This window comes from Thiomicrorhabdus hydrogeniphila (assembly GCF_054656895.1).
The window spans coordinates 634,268-654,328 of the sequence record NZ_BAAHXL010000001.1 but is presented as its reverse complement, the minus strand read 5'-3'; the positions used below and the strand labels follow the sequence as shown (position 1 = coordinate 654,328).

Genomic DNA, 20,061 nt, shown 5'->3' with positions numbered 1-20,061 from the left:
AACGTATTATTCAGATTGAATGCACTAAAGGTGACTCCTTTTTACGTCAAATACTTGCAATTCTCTAGTTTTTTTAGCAAAATTACGCCTCTTTAGTTGCAGATATTTCCTGCCAAATCTAAATAACGGTAAAGCCCTATATTTTATGAAACTATGTACCCTTGGCGTAAATCACGAAACGGCACCTGTCGATATCCGTGAAACAGTTTCATTTTCAAGCGAATCAGCTCTGCAGGCTATCGAGCAACTTAAAGCTCAAGACCTGGTTTCTGAATGCATTATTTTATCAACCTGTAATCGCACAGAGTTGTATTGCATACTTAAAGAAAGTCATTTAGAAGAATCTGTTCATAATTGGTTACATTCTTTTTTTGATCTTGATACAAAATCACTAACACCTTACTTATATATTCACCATGATTTAGATGCCGTAAAACATATTATGCGAGTGGCCAGTGGACTTAACTCCCTAGTATTAGGTGAACCACAGATTTTTGGGCAAATTAAAGAAGCCTATAACTCCGCTCATAAGGCGAATAGCATTCATCAAGTTTTAGAAAACTTATTTCAGCACATATTTAAAACCGTTAAACAAGTCAGAACTGATACAGCAATTGGTAACAGTCCAATTTCCGTTGCTTTTTCCGCCGTTTCTCTTTCTAAGCAATTTTTTGGTGATTTATCAGAACAAACAGCACTTCTTTTAGGCGCAGGAGAAACGATAGAATTGGTTGCCCGCCACTTAAAAGAAAACAATATTGGTAACTTAATCATTGCTAACCGTACGTTTGAACGCGCCCATAAATTAGCTGCGAGTGTTGGAGCTTATGCTATTCCTTTAGATGAAATTGATGCACATTTACATGAAGCTGATATTGTCATTGGTTCAACGGGTAGTCCACAAGCTATTCTCATGCAACACTCTGTTAAAAATGCATTAAAAAAACGTAAGAATAGTCCTATGTTTATGGTCGATATAGCAGTCCCCAGAGATATTGAAGCAAACATTGGTGATTTAAATAACGTTTATTTATATACCGTTGATGATTTACAAGAGATTATTGAAAGCAGTAAACAGTCTCGCCAAAGTGCTGCATTAGAAGCTGAAGAAATTATTGAACTACAAGCCCAGCATTTTGTTACTCAGTTGCAGGCTACCCAACAAATCAAGCCAGTTATTCAAGCCTTTCGCCAACAATCTATGCAGATCAAAGAAGCTTCTTTAGAGCATGCCCTTCATCAGTTAGAACAAGGTGTAGATTCAGAAGAGATTATTAAACGCTTGGCGAATCAGCTAACAAACAGATTGATTCACACCCCAACCAAACAACTCAACCAAGCTGGAATGCAAGGCGATAAAACCTTAATTTCAGCGGCTGAAACCCTTTTAATTTGTGATGAAGACCCTAAAATTCTAAACAAATAAATTCTAAAACATTGGTTATATAAGACCAGTACAGATAAATATTGAGAAAAGCCCGTGAAAGATTCAATTCGCACAAAACTAGAACTTTTAGCGGAACGCCTGGATGAAGTAAATGCACTTATGTCTGATCCAGCAGTCATTAGTGACCAGAAAAAATTCACCGCTCTAAATAAAGAATATGCTCAGATCACCCCCGTTGTAGAAACCTTTAAAGCTTATATTAATACCGAAAGTGATATTGATGATGCTAAAGAGATGATGCAATCGGATGATGCTGACCTAAAAGAAATGGCACAAGAAGAATTGCCAGAATTAGAAGCTAAAATTGCACAGTTTGAAATTGATTTGCAAACCATGATGTTGCCAAAAGATCCAAATGATGATGCGAATATTTTCTTAGAAATTCGTGCCGGAACTGGCGGTGATGAAGCCGCTATTTTTGCAGGTGATTTATTTAGAATGTACAGCCGTTTTGCAGAAAAAATGCGTTGGCAAGTTGAGGTAATTAACACCAATGAAGGCGAACACGGTGGTTACAAAGAAATTATTGCCCGTATTATTGGTGATGGAGCTTATTCTCAACTTAAATTTGAATCTGGCGCACACCGCGTTCAACGTGTACCAGCAACTGAAACTCAAGGGCGCGTTCATACCTCTGCCGCTACTGTCGTAATTATGGCTGAAGCCCCTGACGTTGAACAAATTGAACTAAACCCTGCTGATTTAAAAGTAGACACCTTTCGTGCATCTGGCGCAGGTGGTCAGCACGTTAACAAAACCGATTCTGCGATTCGTATTACCCATATACCAACAGGTACGGTTGTTGAGTGCCAAGATGAGCGTTCTCAACATAAAAACCGTGCGCGTGCTATGTCACTATTAGCTGCACGTATTATGGATGCCAAACAGCAAGTACATGATGCTGAAATCGCACAAGAACGTAAAAGCTTAGTGGGAACAGGTGATCGTTCAGATCGAATTCGTACCTATAACTATCCACAAGGCCGTGTTACTGATCATCGTATTAACTTAACCTTGTATAAGTTGGATGAAGTGATGAATGGTGGTTTAGATCAAGTGGTTGGTCCTTTAGTTCAAGAACACCAAGCTGAACTATTGGCTGCATTAAGTGGTGAGCTTTAATTGGTCAATTAAGACCAATTAATGTAGTTTGCTCATGTTAAACATTCAAGAAACCCTGCAAACCGCACAAGAAAAATTAAAATTAGCAGGCCTGGTAGATTCCCCAACCATTGATGCTGAACTTTTATTATGCGAAGCTCTAAAGGTCAATCGCACCTACCTCTTTACCTGGCCTGAAAAAAACCTTGATGCTAACCAGACTCAAAAATTTAATCAATTATTACAATTACGATTACAAGGCAACCCCATTGCTCACATACTTGGGCAACGAGAGTTTTGGGGGTTAAATTTACAGGTTACCACCGACACACTCATCCCTCGACCCGATACTGAAACACTCATTGAAGCCGTTTTAGACTTAAATTTTTGTAAAACAGCACACTGTAAAATCCTAGATTTAGGAACGGGTAGCGGAGCCATTGCTTTGGCACTTAAAAGTGAATATCCAAACTGTGATGTAACAGCCATAGACCAAAGCCAACCCGCTCTAAAAGTGGCTAAACAAAACGCCCAAAATTTGGGTTTAGAAGTATCATTTTTAGTCAGCAACTGGTTTTCAGCCGTCGCGAATCAACAGTTTCAATGCATTGTTTCCAACCCGCCTTATATTGAAGAAAATGACCCTCATCTTTCGCAAGGTGATGTACGTTTTGAACCCATTACCGCGTTAACATCGGGTAGCGATGGTTTAGATGATATTCGTTTAATTATTTACCAGGCCTGGTCTTTTTTAGAAACGGAGGGTTGGTTATTTATAGAACATGGCTATAATCAGGCTGAAGCTATTAAGCAAATTTTTACAGAATCGGGTTATCAAAATATAACCTTAAAACATGATTTAAGTGGCAATCCAAGAGTGAGTTTTGCACAAAAAATTTGATTATTGCATTAATGGCAATCCATAATCACTAACAAATAACACTATAGAGTAATCCTATGACATCAAAAACAGAATTAAATGATGAAGAGTTATCACGTTATAGTCGTCAAATTTTAATGCCTGAAATTGATTACACTGGTCAGTTAACCCTATCACAATCACATGCCATTATATTTGGATTAGGTGGACTGGGTTCTCCTGCTTCTTTATATTTAGCTGCGGCAGGTGTTGGCAAACTGACTTTGGTTGATTTTGATGAAGTGGATGACTCTAACTTGCAACGCCAGATTGTGCATCGTGAAGCGAATATCGGTCAAGCTAAAGTTGAATCTGCAAAGCAAAATCTAATTAGCTTGAATCATCATATTGAAATAAAAACCATTGCCAAAAAGCCCAGCGAACAAGACGTTATAAACTTAGTCAAAACTGCCAATGTCGTTTTAGATTGCACTGACAATTTTGCTTCTAGATTCGCACTGAATCGCGCCTGTTTTCAAGCTAAAGTTCCACTGATTTCAGGTGCCGCTATTCGCTGGGAAGGCCAGTTATCTACTTATGATTTTCGTAAAGAAAATAGCCCTTGCTATCAATGTCTGTATCCGCAAGATTCAGGGCAAGAACTAACTTGTAGCCAAAGTGGTGTATTATCACCCGTTGTAGGTATGATTGGCTCAATGCAAGCCATTGAAGCCATTAAGGCATTATTAAACTTGCCTACTTTAACAGGTAAGTTAATGATTATTGATGCCTATACAATGATGATTAGAACATTAAACTTAAAGAAAGATGAAAACTGCAAACATTGCAGTTAGTTACCATAAAAACAAGATTACAAATTGAACACTCGCTATTGAGTTTGTCCATTAAAATCAAGTGCCGATTCTGGTCGTTTATCCACTAAAATAATCACCCTGCGATTTAGCGAACGACCATAAGCCGTTGCATTTGAGGCCACTTCTTCATTATCCCCCTTACCTTCAATTGTTAATAGACGCTTATCTAATCCCATATAAATAAAGGTTCTAGCCACGGTAGAAGCACGTGCTGCAGAAAGTTCCCAATTGGATGGAAACTGAAAATTATTAATCGGTACATTGTCGGTATAACCGGTAATAGTAATCGGTTGATTTCTACCCGCTAGAGTTTCGCCGAGTTTTTCTACATTTTCTCTAGTTTTATCACTAATTGTGGCACGTCCACTTTCAAAAAAGCTGTCTGACTTTAAGGTAATTTTGGTGTATTCAGGGGTTTCTTCAATCTTAATATCTTTTGGGTCAACATCTTTCATTGCCTCTTCAATTTCATTTTTGCTCGCAGGTGGCTTTAAATCGAGCTGTATAACGGCCTCTTGTGGAGGCAACAGTTTTTCATCTTGAATCTCCGCACCAATTGGCGGTATACCCACAATACTGTTTACAAACGATTGACGTTCAACTGGATCTACAACAGAAATCAGCCACATAACAAGAAAAAACACCATTAAAACGGTCATTAAATCCGCCAGGGCTATTTTCCAAGATCCACCATGTGCACCGCCCTCATCATGCCCTCTTCTACGCGACATAAAGAACCACCTTATTTAGAGAGATATTCATTTCCTTCTTCCCTCTTATTCTTCTTCACGTGGAATTTCAAATTCTGGCGGAACACGTTGTCGACCTATTTCGACAGCAAGGTTAGGAGAAACACCATTAGCATAAGCCGATAAAAAAGAGGCTGTCATCTCAAATAATGATTTATCTTGGCGAATCATGACTTCTACAGCATGAACAAAAGGAGCTAAAACTGCAAAGGCAAAAAATACACCTGTTAATGTACCTACTAAAGCGGCACCAATTGCCGTACCTATCTTAGCAACATCCATGTCACCGCCAAGCAGTTCCATAGTCAAAATGACCCCTAAAACAGCCGCTACAATACCAAAGCCTGGCAACCAGTCAGCCACTTTACCAACCGATTTTGGTACTTCACTCATTGAGTCGTAAATATCATAAATTTGATTTTCAAGATGGTGGTCAAACACTTGAGATTGTGGTGGGTTTAGCAAAAGATAACTAAAATTATCAACAATAAATTTCTTTAAATCTTTATGTTTTAAAACTAAAGGATATTCTAAAAAAATAGAGCTATCATCAGGAGCAGTAACATGCTTTTCTAAAGCTAAAACACCCGATGATCGAGAGAGCCTTGCCAGCGCTTCAAGCAATCCAAGCGTTTCTGCATAAAGGTCTTTAGAAACTTTTTCACCTGAGAAATATCGCCCTAAAAATCCAAGCGTGCGCCACCAAACAGATGTTGGAGTCGCAGACAAAAACGTACCTAATGCAATTCCTAAAATAACAACCAATTCGGATGGATGCCATAAAGAAAGAAGGTTTCCTCCCATTAATAGGAAGCCACCAAAAAAGCTTAAGGTAATAACAAGAATACCAATAGGTTTTGCAAACATGAGTTTCACTTATTTGTTCTATACACAAGCCATACGATAAAATTCACCGTAAACTGAATAGGCATGAGACTAGAGAAAATTTAAATTTTTTAACAATGGATTGCGACAGTTTCCTGACGCAACATTGAATTGAAATTGATAAAGCAACAGCTATACCAACTAATTGACATGAATCGTAATAACTACTCTGAAAGAGTTATTTGTGTAACATTTTTTAATGTTCTAGGTAGCACAATCCCTTTTTTAGCACGTGCTGCAAACGCTTCTTCTATTGCTGTTGGGCCAAATACTTTTTCATATTTACCTGCCTGAACGACAATTTTAGAACCTTCATTAAAAGCAAAAATAGCTTTAACATCCTCACCCTTAGGCAATTGGATTAACTTATTACCTTTACCTTTGGCAAGTTCGGGCAATTCTTCAGCTTTAAAGACCAACATACGTGGTTCGCTAGTCACCACCACAACCCATTGTGTACTCTCAACCGTTGCAGGTGTAAGTACCCGACTACCTTGTGGCAATGAAATCGAGGTTTTACCCGATTTATTTTTAGAATACAGGTTTTCTAATTGAGTAATAAAACCATAACCTGCACTAGAAGCTAAAATAATTTTTTCTTCAGGAGCCCCTAATAACACATGTGAGAATTGACTTCCCGCTGGCGGATTTAAACGTCCCGTTAGTGGTTCACCATGTGAACGTGCCGACGGCAAACTGTGGCCAGGCAATGCGTAAGCACGACCTGTATTGTCGATAAACACAGCCATTTGTCGACTCTGACCCATAGCTTGTGAACAGAAACCATCACCTGACTTATAACCTAAAGCTCGTCCATCAATATCGTGGCCCTTAGCTGCACGAACCCAACCATTATCTGATAACACAACAGTTATGGCTTCCGATGGTAATAAATCTTGCTCACTCAAGGCTTGCGCAGTTCGTGCTTCAACTAACGGTGATTTGCGGTCGTCACCATACGCTTCGGCATCGGCCATGAGCTCTTTTTTAACCAAAGTTTTAAGTCGTGCTTCACTCCCTAGCAGTTTTTCAAGCTTATCTTTTTCGGCTTCTAACTCTGCTTGCTCGGTTCTGATTTTCATCTCTTCAAGACGTGCTAAGTGTCTTAATTTAAGCTCTAAAACCGCTTCGGCTTGAATATCCGTTAAACCAAATCTCTCCATTAACGCTGGCTTTGGCTTTTCTTGTTCACGAATGATGGCAATAACTTCATCTATATTTAGAAAAGCAATCATCATCCCGTCTAAGATATGTAAACGAGCCAAAACTTTATCTAAACGATATTGCAATCTACGACGCACTGTTTCAACACGATACACCAACCATTCGGTTAACATCATCTTTAGATTTTTAACTTGAGGCCGGCCATTTAAACCAATAACATTAAAATTTGCACGATAACTTTTTTCTAAATCCGTAGTGGCAAAAAGGTGCAACATTGCCGTTTCAACATCAACTCGTTTTGAGCGTAATTCAATAACAAAACGTACCGGATTTTCGTGGTCAGATTCATCACGCAAATCAACAACCATTGGCAGTTTTTTTGCACGCATCTGTGCGGCCACTTGTTCTAATAACTTTGAACCAGAAACCTGGTATGGTAAAGCATCAATAACCACATTTACGCCATCTTCAACACGATAACAAGCACGTTGTCTAATAGAGCCATGACCCGTTGTGTAAAGTTTTTCTAGTTCGGCTTTAGGGGTAATAATTTGAGCTGCATTTGGGTAATCCGGTGCAGGTATAATCTCTATAAGTTCTTCTAAAGGCAGGTTGGGATTGGTTAGTAATGCAATACAACCCTCAATCACTTCTCGTAAATTATGTGGGGGGATATCTGTTGCCATACCCACTGCAATACCCGATGTACCATTTAATAATATATGCGGCACTCGTGCAGGAAGCACAAGGGGTTCATCAAGAGTACCATCAAAATTGGGTGTCCAATCGACAGTACCTTGGCCAACCTCTTCTAACAATAATTGACTAAATTTAGATAATTTTGCTTCGGTATAACGCATCGCGGCAAACGATTTAGGGTCATCCATTGATCCCCAGTTACCTTGCCCATCAACCAAAGGATAACGAAAAGAGAAGTCTTGAGCCATTAAGACCATCGCTTCGTAACAGGCACTATCACCATGTGGATGAAATTTACCTAATACATCCCCTACAGTACGAGCGGATTTTTTAAACTTTGCAGAGGCCTTTAAACCCAACTCAGACATGGCGTAAATAATACGTCGTTGAACGGGTTTTAAGCCATCACCAATATGCGGTAATGCTCTATCAAGAATGACGTACATGGCATAATCTAAATATGCCTTTTCTGTAAATTCAGCTACACTTTTTTGTTCAATACCTTCGTAGTTGATTGTTTGCTGGGCCACTCATCCTCTCCTGAATTGCACATTGGAACTTTTACAGGTCAAAAACAAAGAATAAACGAACACGTTTTTCAGATTTTGGTTAAAAACCACACCGAATAGTTGAATTATTGGGCAAAGTTTCAAGCCTAAAGATGGATAAATATGGCCGTTTCTAATTGTTCATAGACTCTTGCAAAGTCTCTCAATACTTATTTTTTTACCTTTGTGCTAACAAAATCCAAGCATTGGATTATTCAAGTTAGCTTAGTTTTTATTTTTATCTGCGTTTGAATTTTACTTTATTTATCTTCCGTAGATGAAGAATCGGTCATTTTTCCTACCGCGCAAGAAACAAATGACTTTGCCTTAGCGCTCGCTGCTTTTATACCTGCAACACTGCCTACTTCAGGGTAACCCATCGCTTGAAGTTTTTGCTTTACCTTAGTTAAGGCCAAATCTTTATTATTATCTGCAAATTGACAAGTAACCTTACCGGCTTCCACATCCACTTCTACTTGAGATACACCGTCAATTTTGTTCAGGTTTTGCGTTATTCCATTAGCACAACCGCCACACTTTATATTTTCAACAAATATATTTTCCATCTATTTACTCCTTTTGGCTGGCGGTTTTTAAGCATAAACAAGTACAGAATGTAACCTATTGTTTAAACGCTATTTTTAAATGCCACCTGAATCTAATTAGATAATTTACCATATATTTAACTATTTTTAATGTGATGCAAAGCAGAAAAGATTTACCAGGCCTGGTATGTTCTGAGTACATTCACTTTTAACCAGTAAAGAAGAGGCTTAAACGCCTAATCTCATAGCAAACTACTTGGTTATTATTTACATTCGCTTAACGTTGAATGTTAAGATTTAAACTCTCTTTCATTACTATCATTATAAATTTTATGCCTAATACACAACCTGCTATTTTTAGCCAAACATACACCACCTTACCCAATCATTTTTACAGTATGGTAAAACCAGAAAGTATGCATGGCGCACAATTACTGCATAAAAACCAAAGTTTACTCGATAACTTTGGTATTAATATACCAGATGAACTACTACTTGATATGACGTCAGGTCGCTGTTTTCCAGAGGGGTTAACTCCCCTTGCTCAAAAATACACAGGTCACCAATTTGGTTATTACAACCCTGATTTAGGTGATGGTCGTGGTGTCTTACTTGGTCAGGTCAAAGATAAAGACGGTCAAAACTGGGATCTTCACCTTAAGGGTTGCGGTAGAACGCCTTATTCTAGACGAGGTGATGGTCGTGCTGTTTTACGCTCTGCCGTACGTGAATATTTAATTGGCGAGGCGCTTACCGCTCTAGGCGTACCAAGTACTCGCTGTATTAGTTTATGCGCCAGTTCAGAACCCGTAAGGCGTGAACAAATTGAAGCACGCTCAACCTATATTCGTCTAGCAAAAACACACATTCGGTTTGGTCACTTTGAATGGCTTGCTCAACAAGGCGATATTGATGACCAAAAACAGCTTGCCGATTACGTTATTGATACTGTTTACCCAGAATTAAAAAGCCACTTAGATGATGAAACTCGCTATGCCGAATTATTAAAAACCATCACCACTAAAACAGGGCAACTTATTGCTGGCTGGCAATCCGTTGGATTTTGTCATGGTGTAATGAATACCGATAATATGTCTGTAGCCGGTGAAACATTTGATTTTGGCCCTTATGCGTTTTTAGATGATTGCAATCTACATTACATTTGTAACCACTCTGACACCGAAGGACGATACGCTTATAGCCAACAACCTAATATTGGCCTATGGAACTGCCAAGTATTGGCACAGGCATTTAGTCAATTGGTATCTGCAGAAGCAATTGAAACCGCTATTGATTCTTACATTAATACCTTTAACCAACAATACTTATTAAAGATGGGCTACAAATTTGGCTTTGTTCAACCTAAAATTCAAGATAAACATTTTATAGCTGAGACGCTGTTATTAATGGACAAATCTCAACTAGATTTCCATTACTTCTTTTATCTTTTGGCATTTTTTGAAAATGAAAACCATCCTAGAGAACAGGAGTTTCTCTCTTTTATTTTAGATTCAAAAGAGTGGCAAGAATGGCAACAGAAATACCGCAACCGTTTGGCCGAACAAGATAATGATCAGCGTAACAATCATTTAGAGCAGCGACCTTTACCCATTATTATTTTAAGAAACTATATTGCACAACAAATTATTGCCGATATTGAACAAGGTGATTTAAGCTCTTTAAACAATTGGATGTTATGGCTACAAGACCCAAGCAACCCCAAGGAAGAACTCATGAATCATTATAACGATCTCTTACTTCCTCCAAACTCTTGTCAAAAAGGGTTAGCATTAAGCTGCTCTTCTTAAGACTCCAATTATTTTGCATACAGATCGTTAAATTGAACTCGATTTTTAGCGAGATTTAATATGTTAATTTAAAAAACTACCCCTACATAAATACGCCCTATATGGGTATTTTCTTACTGTCAGATGTACTTACTATACAAATAAGTACATTTATGTACCAAATAATTTACATTGTATCGATATTCAATTAAAATCAATTAGATAAATTCTCTTTAAAAAAATAAAAGAGTAATTTCCATTCTAAATTAAGGTTATTTGTGTCTAAGAATGTTGTGCTTTCCCTCAAGTTTACCCCTGTATTAATTGCGGTAATCTTATCAATACTGCTTGTAAGTGCTGCTATATTATGGCCCGTTCTTCAGCAATATAAAGCCAATACTATTCAAGACCTAGATAACCAAACAACCACACAAATTAACACCCTTAAATCGCTATTAATTCCTGTTGAACAAAATTCTACCGAATGGTCAAAAAACCGTTTACAAAAAGAAGTCATTAATCAAATAAAAATGCTCTGGGAAAATAATACAAATGATTTTTCAAATATTCGATATTTCTTAATCGCCAAAACAGGCCAATCTTCTACGCCAGAAATACTATTAGATATTGGTGAAAACAATATAAATCTTAATCAAGAGTTCTTTAAACCAGTGCTTAAACGTGTATTTACCGAAAAAAGCACATTCAATATTTCTGAAGATTATTATTTATCTATCTCACCTATTCTTAAAGATCGTTTTAGCTTAATGATCCTTTATAAACAGCCTGACATTAGACTTGTAATCTTTAGTATTGCGCCCTACTTAGGCATTGCCTTTTTGTTTGCTATCTTTGTGTCTTGGGTTTCATTAAAACTGTGGCAAAACATTATGGGCGATAAGCTAAGTCACTCTCAATCACGATATAAACAGCTTGCTGAAAGCTCAATGGATTGGGTTTGGGAAACCGACCAACATGGCAACCTCACTTTTTGCAGTGATCAGTGCTTCAATCTTTTGGGATATTTGCCTAAAGAGATGATTGGTAAACCGATTTTTTATTTTTTGCTCAAAAATCAGGCAAAAGAATATGAACAAGAAATCATGAAATTCATGAAAAGCAATGACGATATTTATAACCTAGAAATCCCGTTTGAATCAAAAACAGGCTCAAAAGTTTCGGTATCAATGCAAGGCCAAGCTTATAAGAACAAAAAAGGTAAAACCATTGGTTATCGTGGCATTAATAGAGATATTACCAAGCAAAAAGAAAAACATGAAAACATTCTTAATATGGCGTTTTTTGACCCTCTAACAAAACTCCCAAATAGAACCAACCTAATTAATAAACTAAATCAACATTATGATGACATCAGCAAGAATAAAGAAGTACCACTCTCTGCCTTATTGTTTATAGATTTAGATGGTTTTAAAGAAGTTAATGACACTCAAGGACATGAAGCAGGAGACCAACTACTACAAACATTAGCCCAACGAATGCAAGCTCTGTCAGGTGAATTTAATCAAGTTTTTCGTTTAGGTGGTGATGAATTTGTTGTTTTAATTCGCTGTAAAAGATATCGATTTATGCCTGATTTTCAAAGCTTATTACAAGAGTATCTTAAACGCCTTCTCCTTAGCATTAACAAACCACTTATTATTGATAATCATAATACAATGGTTTCAGCCAGCATTGGTATTGCCATGATTCCTCAGGACGGCAAAACCAGCTCTGAAGTTTTAAGCCATGCCGACAGTGCAATGTATCAAGCTAAACGAGACGGTAAAAACTGTTTCCGTTACTTTGATGCCAGTATGCAAAAAATAGAAGATTTGCGTAAACAAACCATTGCTGAAATAAAAAAGGCTATTGAAAATAATGAGTTTGAACTTTATTACCAATTACAAATCGATTCTCAAAATCAAAAAATATATGGAATGGAAGCGTTAATTAGATGGAATAACCCTTCTCGTAAAGACTTAATGCCTTCAAGCGATTTTATTTCATTAGCCGTTGAATCCAATAATATTCAAGCTATTGATGAATGGGTAATTCGTCAATCGACTAAAGATATCGCGCAAATGCAGCTTATTACACACCGCTCCATTCCGGTGTCTATCAATTTATCTGCCAAAACATTAGAAAATCCAAAACTACCTGATTTAATCAATCAATCAATTAAAGAGAATTTTTTAGTGCCTGCAGATTTAAGGCTCGAGGTCACGGAAACCAGTTTATTAAAAAATCTTGAAAAAGCAGTCTCCTCGCTTCAGACTTTAAGAAATCAAGGAATCGAAACCAGTATTGATGATTTTGGAACAGGTTATTCTTCTTTATCTTATTTACAAAACTTACCCGTTGATACACTAAAAATAGACAAATCTTTTATTGATAAAATTGTAAACAGCAATAGCGATTTAAAAATCTGTCGATCCATTATTCAACTAGCCAAATCATTGGATAAAACCATCATTGCCGAAGGTGTTGAAACAGAAAACCAACAAAAAATTCTAAACACTGAAGGGTGCTATATTATTCAAGGTTTCTTATATTCAAAACCCCAACCTATGTCTGATATTATTAAACTTCTCATGAATCCAACAATTAAAGATAACTCAAAAATAACAGACAAAAACGCTAATTTAGTCGACACGAATGAACAACACACACCAACAAAGCCTAAACTTAAATTAATCAAAGACATTTAGACAGTCTAATCGGGTTACACTGAGTTAATACAGATTATCATTAAGGAATAATGGTATGAAACAACCATATAACCGCCAAATTAATATCAATCTAATTATTTTGGTAATTGTTTTTGCAATTACCTTTGTAAGTTTGTTTACCTATTTTCCTATCTATGCAAATACGCTTGAACAAAAAACTCAAGAAATGAAAGAAGATACGGAAATACAGGCCATTTTGCTTAAACAAATTCTTAGCCCTGTGATAAAAGCCAAAACTCGCTATTCCAAAGAAAAAGAAACAAAAAGAGCGTTAAAAGAGATTAAAACTCTCTGGCTTGAACTTGAGTATAAAAACCCAAATCAAGAGTTCTTTTTAGTTCGCAAAAACCCTAATAATAACAAATTAGAATTGCTTCTCTCCTCCAAAGGAAGACCACCACTATCTGGCCATGTACGCCTTATAAAACCAACCATGTATATGGCTTTAAGTGGCCAAAATGGCGTGCAAAGCATTACCGATATTGCCGATAATACGGTTTTGGCCTCCTATGCTCCAATTATTAATAACGAATGGGGAGTCGTTATTATGTTTGAGCAAAGTGCGATTAGACCTTTTTTAATAGAAAATCTTGCCTATACGGTTTTTTCTGCATTACTCATCACCTTAATCATTTGGCTGGTTTTACGCATAACCTTACGCAACCTAAATAGCAGAGTTACGGCTTCTGAAAAACGTTATCAACAACTGCTTGAAACAACCCCTGACTGGGTTTGGGAAACCGACAATAACGGCAATATTACCTATTCAAGCCACCAAGTGTTTGACTTACTGGGCTATAAAGTAGAAGAAGTACTTTCACACCCTATTAGTGCTTTATTTGCCAATATAGATACAAAAACAAGCAATCTTGTTTGGCAACAAAAGTTGATGCTATCCGAACCCTTTCACGATCTACAAATGGACTTTAAAAGTGCAGACCATCAACGTATTAACCTACAATTAAGCGCACAACCTATCTATAACAAGCGTAATAAAATGTTAGGTTACCGTGGTATAGCGCGAGACATTACCTCTCTTAAACAGCGTGAAGATAAAATCATTAACATGGCTTATTTTGATAATTTAACGCTACTTGCCAATCGTAAACTTTTTGTTGATAAGCTTCATCAGCGTCTTCAAAGTAAAATCGTTAACGAGCAAAAACCTAATGCGGTTATTTTGATAGATTTAGATAACTTCAAAAAAATCAATGAAACCCAAGGCCATTCAACAGGTGATAAATTAATTAAAATTATTGCCCAACGCATTCAAGCACAAATGCTAAAAACCAATATTTTGTCACGCTTTGGTGGAGATGAATTTGCCATTTTAACCAAAGAAACAAAAGAGATTATTCCGTCTGAGCATCACAACCAAATAACCGCTTATGTCACTCGAATACTTGAATCAATCAATGTACCTATCATTATTGAAGATAATACGGTTCATTTAAGTGCAAGCGTGGGAATTGCCATGATTCCTAAAGATGCGAATAGCGTTGCAGATATTCTAAAATGTGCTGATAATGCCCTTCTTCAAGCTAAAAAAGCGGGTAAAAATGGCTTTCAGTTCTACAGCCAAGCAAATCAAAATAAAGCAGATGAACGTATTAAAAATGCCAAACAACTTACGCAAGCACTCGCAGAAAACCAGTTTGAAATCTATTATCAATGCCAGTACGACACCTTAAATAATAAAGTTATTGGTATGGAAGCTCTATTGCGATGGCATCACCCAGAGACCCACAAAATATTGCCTGCTTTTGAATTTTTAAAAAATGCCTATGAATATAATAATATTCTTAAAATAGATGAATGGGTCATAAAAACAGTCGCCAGAGATATATCTCGTTTTAGAAAAACAGGCATGGTTGTTCCACCAATTTCTATTAACTTATCCTCTCAAAAGCTTGAAGAGGTCAATTTACCCAAAATGTTTGAAGAGACAATAAAACGCCACTTTATTTCAGCCTCGTCCATTAAGGTAGAAATTACAGAGAGCAGTCTTTTACATGATTTAAATAAATCCATGAAAACATTGCAGCAACTTAGAAACTTAGGCATTAAAGTCTGTATTGATAACTTTGGCACAGGCTACTCAAGCTTATCTTATATACAATCATTACCAATTGAATCCATTAAAATAGATAAATCTTTTATTGAAAATATTGCTACCAGTAAAAGTGATATTCAAATTTGTCGAACATTTATTCAATTGGCTAAATCATTACAACTTTCTGTTATTGCCGAAGGTATTCAATCTGAAGTTCAGAGTGAGATTCTTAAAAATGAAGGTTGTCATATCCAACAAGGTTATCTTTATTCTCGACCAGAACCTATTGATAAAATCATGGCTGAATTAAACCAAAACTTACTTTCAACTTAGCCACAAGCTTTGCTTAAAAAAAGGTAAAAATCTGTAAATTAGAATATGATATTAATTAAGCACTAAATATAAACTTACCTACCGTGCACGATAATTAGCGATACGATCAATTTTAAGCCATAATCAACCATCGCATTTTTACCGACTATTTCGCTTATTTAAAGGCCTTTTATGGAAACATCTAGCTACAAAACCAATCGTAAAGCTAAATTGATTGGTAAAAATGGTTCTGCCGATGTACAGCTGGCCGAATTATCCATTAAAGACGCTGGTGTAAGAACATTGCGTGGCGCTAAAGAAGGCACTGAACTAGAGCTTGAATTTGAGATTCCAGCCTTTGGTGAATTTACTAAACTTTGTATTGCTACCACGGTTACTCAACGACACCACTCGGAAGATAATATTTTTTTAAAACTGCAATTCATTCACCTAAGCGATTTTGAATTTTCTGCTATTAATGATTTTTTAGAATACAAAGCACGGTTAATTAAAATGGGCATTCATAACCATTCAAGTTAATGACTTTAACCACCTTATACTTAGATTTATAACCATCCTAAAATAAAAAAGGATTTACCAGGCCTGGTAAATCCTTTAAAGAAGTTCTAAATTAAACGCTATCTTACGTTTAATAACGCATTATATTCTTCTACAATTTATTGCAAACAATACATTAAAAACATAGCGATTCGTTAGGCTTTAATAAATCACCCAAGCCATTTAATGAAAACTTGATTATTTTAGTGTCTAAAGTTCTATGCGATAGCTGTACCTTTATGGCTTGCCCTTTTTGCATTTTATCAATCAAATTGTGGTACTGCTGTTCCAATACTTGCATAGATGAACCTCTTTTAGCCACCAGTTCTATGCGTATTTTATTAGAGAGTTCATCCACGGTATCTACCGCTTTGAGTATGGCTTGTAGAGCCATTTTTTGTTCAACACCATCAATAAATAGTTTTGCCGACAGTAATTTAGGGGTTTCAGACATGATGTTATCATCAAACAAAATCACTTGTAACATTGGAAGCGGTGATTGACTAGAGCACGTTAAACCAAAAAATATACGCTTATCTTTTTCTTTAGTAAACAACTCAACGCCATCCAATGAACCTTGTGCATCTTGATACATTGTCATGTGATAATCTTTAAGCATTTTACTTTCATCAGAAAATACCAGGCCTGGTAAAAAACTGATGACCGCAATCAACATCGTAATAAATGCCTTAATTCTTGTTACATTTAACATATATAACGTTTTAACCCCACTTGCATAAAAAAGGCTCTATTTTTATAGAGCCTATAATATTGAATCTTTCAAATATGTTTAAAATTTAAGCTAAATAACCTTATTCTTTTATATAATTTTGTGATTATATTTCAGCTAAATCGCCTTTGTCTTCTAACCAAATTTTACGATCTCCCGCACGTTTTTTGGCTAAAAGCATATCCATTATTTCATTAACGTCTTGTGGCCCTTCTAAATTAAGCTGAACCAAACGGCGCGTCTCTGGCAACATGGTGGTTTCTCTTAGCTGTGGAGGGTTCATTTCACCCAAACCTTTAAAGCGTGTTACTTGAACTTTACCAGGCATTTTGTCAACGGCAATACGGTCTAAAATACCTTGACGTTCTCCTTCATCTAAGGCGTAAAACACTTTTTTACCAACGTCAACACGATATAACGGCGGCATGGCAACGTATATATGCCCTTCAGCCACGAGGTCTGCAAAATGTTTAACAAATAAAGCGCAAATTAAGGTGGCAATATGTAAACCATCAGAGTCGGCATCAGCCAAAATACAAATTTTACCGTAACGTAAACCGCTTAAATCATCTGAACCTGGGTCAACACCAATGGCTACGCTAATATCATGTATTTCTTGCGAAGCAAGAACCTGCCCCGATTCAACCTCCCAAGTATTTAAGATTTTGCCTCGCAACGGCATAATGGCCTGAAAGTTTTTGTCTCGTGCTTGTTTGGCTGAACCGCCCGCTGAGTCACCCTCAACCAAAAAGAGTTCAGTACGAGTTAAATCTGTTTCCGTACAATCAGCCAATTTTCCTGGTAACGCCGGGCCTGATGTAATTTTCTTACGAGTAACTTTTTTAGCTTTTTTGCTACGATTTGTAGCGTTGTTAATGACTAATTCAGCAATTTTTTCGGCCACTTCAGTGTGTTGGTTTAACCAAAGACTTAAAGCATCTTTTACAACGCCAGAAATAAATGGCACACATTCACGGGACGACAGTCTTTCTTTAGTTTGCCCAGCAAATTGTGGCTCACGCACTTTGGCCGATAAAACATAGGCCACATTTAACCAAGCATCTTCTGGCGTAATTTTTACCCCTCTTGGTATTAAATTACGAAACTCACAAAACTCTCTAATAGCATCTGTTGCCCCAGCTCTTAAACCGTTAACATGAGTTCCACCTTGTGGTGTTGGTATTAAGTTAACGTAGCTTTCCATTAGGTTTTCATTTGGCTCAATTAACCACGTTATAGCCCATTCAACCCCTTCGTTATCGGTTTGACTGCTGCCAATAAAACCTTCCAAGGGTAAACGATCTTGACCATCTAAGGCGTCATTTAAGTAATCTTTTAATCCATTTTCATAAAACCATTCTTGCGTTTCATTGGTGGTTTCATCGGTAAAAATTATTTTAAGGCCTGGACTTAATACCGCTTTAGCTCTAAGTAAATGTGTTAAACGACCAAGTGCATATTTAGGTGAATCAAAAAACGAGGCGTCTGGCCAAAAACGTACATAAGTTCCCGTGTTCTTTTTGCCAACTTTGCCTATAACTTCTAATGGTTCTAGTAAATCACCGTTTGCAAAACTAATGGTATGTAATTTAGCATCACGTTTAATTTGAATTTCTACTTTTTTAGAGAGCGCATTAACAACCGAAATACCCACACCATGCAAGCCACCCGAAAACTGGTAAGCTTTATTAGAAAACTTACCACCTGCATGCAAGCGCGTCATAATGACTTCTACGCCTGGTACGCCTTCTTCAGGATGAATATCCACAGGCATACCTCGCCCGTTATCTTGAATACTCATTGATCCATCGGCATGATGAATAACCGTTATTTCATTTGCAAAGCCCGCTATGGCTTCATCAACACTGTTATCGATGACCTCTTGAGCTAGATGATTTGGGCGGGTAGTGTCGGTATACATCCCTGGACGCTTGCGAACTGGGTCTAAACCGGTTAAGACTTCTATTTCAGATGCGTTGTAGTTTTCACTCACAGAGAAAATTCCTGGTGATAAAATGGTATGGGTACCTCGACTAACCCTTGATGAATTCAGGCAACGCCAAGTTAGCCATATCAAGGCGTGAAGATGAAGGAATGTCTAAACCTTGCAAATCTTCACAACGTAGAGATGGTTAACTTGGCTAAGCCCCTTCGGGCGGGACTTAAAGGTCTCTTCTTCTTTGTTATGAATCTTGATCTTAGAATACTAAGGTCGGCGTTTCATGCCTTGAATAAGAGGTCTTTAAATCCCGCTGAAACATAGAACTCGGCGAAGAGCCGAGAATTTCATCAGGGGTTAATCGAGGTGCCCACATAACTTTTAATTCAAAATGATATCACATTATTATGCCAAATCGAGACTACCATCAAGAACGCCGTGAATACGAGTTTACTAAACTCACTAGAGAAGAGCTTTCATTAGACCCAATAATGCAGTTTTCACAATGGATGGATGAGGCTGTAAGCCAAAAAATCATTGATCCAACCGCCATGTCTGTTTCTACCGTGGACAGTAACAATAAACCTCATAGTCGCATTGTTCTGTTAAAAGAATTAAGTGAAACTGGATTTGTTTTTTACACCCATTATGACAGTGCCAAAGGCCAACAGATTGAATTAAACCCGCACGCTAGCTTGCTGTTTTTTTGGCCACAAATGGACAGGCAAATTCGCATAGAAGGCGTCTTACAAAAAATCTCTAGAGAAGAGTCACAAACCTACTTTCATTCTCGCCCAAGAGATAGCCAGTTAGCAGCGGCAAGTTCAAATCAGAGCCACATTGTTCCTGGTCGTAAAACTTTAGAATTAAACTATGCTCTTCAGCAGGCTGAATATGAACATATTGCTATTCCATGCCCAGATCACTGGGGTGGCTATCGTTTGATCCCTAATCAATTTGAATTTTGGCAAGGTCGTCCAAATAGATTGCATGACCGTTTTAGCTATACCTTAGAAAAGAATCATACAGATTCACTATCCTGGTTAATTGAACGCTTAGCTCCGTAATATTTTTTGGATAA

At 37.1% G+C, this 20,061-nt stretch carries 15 protein-coding genes; 9 read left to right on the top strand and 6 right to left on the bottom strand.

Going from position 1 to position 20,061, the window contains the following annotated elements:
- Positions 1–145: 145 nt before the first annotated feature.
- From hemA to ACYQ0E_RS02705, 4 genes are read left to right on the top strand one after another with little or no spacing between them, the layout of a single operon-like run.
- Positions 146–1,426, top strand: coding sequence for a glutamyl-tRNA reductase (hemA, locus tag ACYQ0E_RS02720; protein ID WP_460186720.1), 1,281 nt, complete (start codon positions 146–148; stop codon positions 1,424–1,426).
- A gap of 54 nt (positions 1,427–1,480) precedes the next feature.
- Positions 1,481–2,569 carry a peptide chain release factor 1 gene (gene prfA, locus ACYQ0E_RS02715; protein ID WP_460186719.1) on the top strand — a complete coding sequence of 363 codons (1,089 nt, stop codon included), beginning with the start codon at positions 1,481–1,483 and terminating at the stop codon, positions 2,567–2,569.
- 34 nt (positions 2,570–2,603) lie between these two features.
- Positions 2,604–3,449, top strand: coding sequence for a peptide chain release factor N(5)-glutamine methyltransferase (gene prmC / locus ACYQ0E_RS02710; protein ID WP_460186718.1), 846 nt, complete (start codon positions 2,604–2,606; stop codon positions 3,447–3,449).
- Positions 3,450–3,505: 56 nt separating this feature from the next.
- Positions 3,506–4,261, top strand: coding sequence for a HesA/MoeB/ThiF family protein (locus tag ACYQ0E_RS02705; RefSeq protein WP_460186717.1), 756 nt, complete (start codon positions 3,506–3,508; stop codon positions 4,259–4,261).
- Between the two features lie 35 nt (positions 4,262–4,296).
- Here ACYQ0E_RS02705 and ACYQ0E_RS02700 read toward each other — a convergent pair whose 3' ends face one another.
- From ACYQ0E_RS02700 to ACYQ0E_RS02685, 4 genes are all read right to left on the bottom strand, one after another.
- Positions 4,297–5,013, bottom strand: coding sequence for an OmpA/MotB family protein (locus ACYQ0E_RS02700; protein ID WP_460186716.1), 717 nt, complete (start codon positions 5,011–5,013; stop codon positions 4,297–4,299).
- A gap of 45 nt (positions 5,014–5,058) precedes the next feature.
- The gene (locus tag ACYQ0E_RS02695; RefSeq protein ID WP_460186715.1) at positions 5,059–5,898 is read right to left on the bottom strand and encodes a motility-associated protein; all 840 of its coding nucleotides are present in this window, start codon (positions 5,896–5,898) and stop codon (positions 5,059–5,061) included.
- A gap of 182 nt (positions 5,899–6,080) precedes the next feature.
- Positions 6,081–8,309, bottom strand: a complete 2,229-nt coding sequence (parC, locus tag ACYQ0E_RS02690; protein WP_460186714.1) for a DNA topoisomerase IV subunit A — start codon at positions 8,307–8,309, stop codon at positions 6,081–6,083.
- Between the two features lie 278 nt (positions 8,310–8,587).
- Positions 8,588–8,893: a heavy-metal-associated domain-containing protein gene (locus tag ACYQ0E_RS02685; RefSeq protein ID WP_460186713.1), complete on the bottom strand. Its 306-nt coding sequence runs from the start codon at positions 8,891–8,893 to the stop codon at positions 8,588–8,590.
- Between the two features lie 311 nt (positions 8,894–9,204).
- Between ACYQ0E_RS02685 and ACYQ0E_RS02680 the strand changes: the two genes are divergently transcribed.
- From ACYQ0E_RS02680 to ACYQ0E_RS02665, 4 genes are all read left to right on the top strand, one after another.
- Positions 9,205–10,680 carry a protein adenylyltransferase SelO gene (locus tag ACYQ0E_RS02680; RefSeq protein WP_460186712.1) on the top strand — a complete coding sequence of 492 codons (1,476 nt, stop codon included), beginning with the start codon at positions 9,205–9,207 and terminating at the stop codon, positions 10,678–10,680.
- Between the two features lie 257 nt (positions 10,681–10,937).
- Complete coding sequence (locus ACYQ0E_RS02675; RefSeq protein ID WP_460186711.1) at positions 10,938–13,367, top strand: sensor domain-containing protein; 2,430 nt, start codon at positions 10,938–10,940, stop codon at positions 13,365–13,367.
- 55 nt (positions 13,368–13,422) lie between these two features.
- Positions 13,423–15,774: a putative bifunctional diguanylate cyclase/phosphodiesterase gene (locus ACYQ0E_RS02670; protein ID WP_460186710.1), complete on the top strand. Its 2,352-nt coding sequence runs from the start codon at positions 13,423–13,425 to the stop codon at positions 15,772–15,774.
- 171 nt (positions 15,775–15,945) lie between these two features.
- The gene (locus ACYQ0E_RS02665; RefSeq protein WP_460186709.1) at positions 15,946–16,293 is read left to right on the top strand and encodes a hypothetical protein; all 348 of its coding nucleotides are present in this window, start codon (positions 15,946–15,948) and stop codon (positions 16,291–16,293) included.
- 154 nt (positions 16,294–16,447) lie between these two features.
- On the opposite strand, the gene ACYQ0E_RS02660 is transcribed toward ACYQ0E_RS02665, so the two are convergent.
- Positions 16,448–16,987 carry a hypothetical protein gene (locus ACYQ0E_RS02660; protein ID WP_460186708.1) on the bottom strand — a complete coding sequence of 180 codons (540 nt, stop codon included), beginning with the start codon at positions 16,985–16,987 and terminating at the stop codon, positions 16,448–16,450.
- 160 nt (positions 16,988–17,147) lie between these two features.
- Positions 17,148–19,034, bottom strand: a complete 1,887-nt coding sequence (gene parE / locus ACYQ0E_RS02655) for a DNA topoisomerase IV subunit B (protein WP_460186707.1) — start codon at positions 19,032–19,034, stop codon at positions 17,148–17,150.
- A 353-nt stretch (positions 19,035–19,387) separates the two neighbouring features.
- Here parE and pdxH point away from each other — a divergent pair, with 353 nt between their 5' ends.
- A complete protein-coding gene (gene pdxH / locus ACYQ0E_RS02650; protein WP_460186706.1) occupies positions 19,388–20,047 on the top strand; it encodes a pyridoxamine 5'-phosphate oxidase in 660 nt (219 codons plus the stop codon).
- Positions 20,048–20,061 lie beyond the last annotated feature (14 nt).

Bases quoted from the DNA above. Each gene is read 5' to 3' on its own strand.
- ACYQ0E_RS02660 (WP_460186708.1), bottom strand. From the start codon at position 16,987: ATGTTGATTGCGGTCATCAGTTTTTTACCAGGCCTGGTATTTTCTGAT.
- ACYQ0E_RS02700 (WP_460186716.1), bottom strand. From the start codon at position 5,013: ATGTCGCGTAGAAGAGGGCATGATGAGGGCGGTGCACATGGTGGATCT.
- hemA (WP_460186720.1), top strand. From the start codon at position 146: ATGAAACTATGTACCCTTGGCGTAAATCACGAAACGGCACCTGTCGAT.
- ACYQ0E_RS02705 (WP_460186717.1), top strand. From the start codon at position 3,506: ATGACATCAAAAACAGAATTAAATGATGAAGAGTTATCACGTTATAGT.
- ACYQ0E_RS02680 (WP_460186712.1), top strand. From the start codon at position 9,205: ATGCCTAATACACAACCTGCTATTTTTAGCCAAACATACACCACCTTA.
- pdxH (WP_460186706.1), top strand. From the start codon at position 19,388: ATGCCAAATCGAGACTACCATCAAGAACGCCGTGAATACGAGTTTACT.
- ACYQ0E_RS02685 (WP_460186713.1), bottom strand. From the start codon at position 8,893: ATGGAAAATATATTTGTTGAAAATATAAAGTGTGGCGGTTGTGCTAAT.
- prmC (WP_460186718.1), top strand. From the start codon at position 2,604: ATGTTAAACATTCAAGAAACCCTGCAAACCGCACAAGAAAAATTAAAA.
- ACYQ0E_RS02695 (WP_460186715.1), bottom strand. From the start codon at position 5,898: ATGTTTGCAAAACCTATTGGTATTCTTGTTATTACCTTAAGCTTTTTT.
- ACYQ0E_RS02670 (WP_460186710.1), top strand. From the start codon at position 13,423: ATGAAACAACCATATAACCGCCAAATTAATATCAATCTAATTATTTTG.
- ACYQ0E_RS02665 (WP_460186709.1), top strand. From the start codon at position 15,946: ATGGAAACATCTAGCTACAAAACCAATCGTAAAGCTAAATTGATTGGT.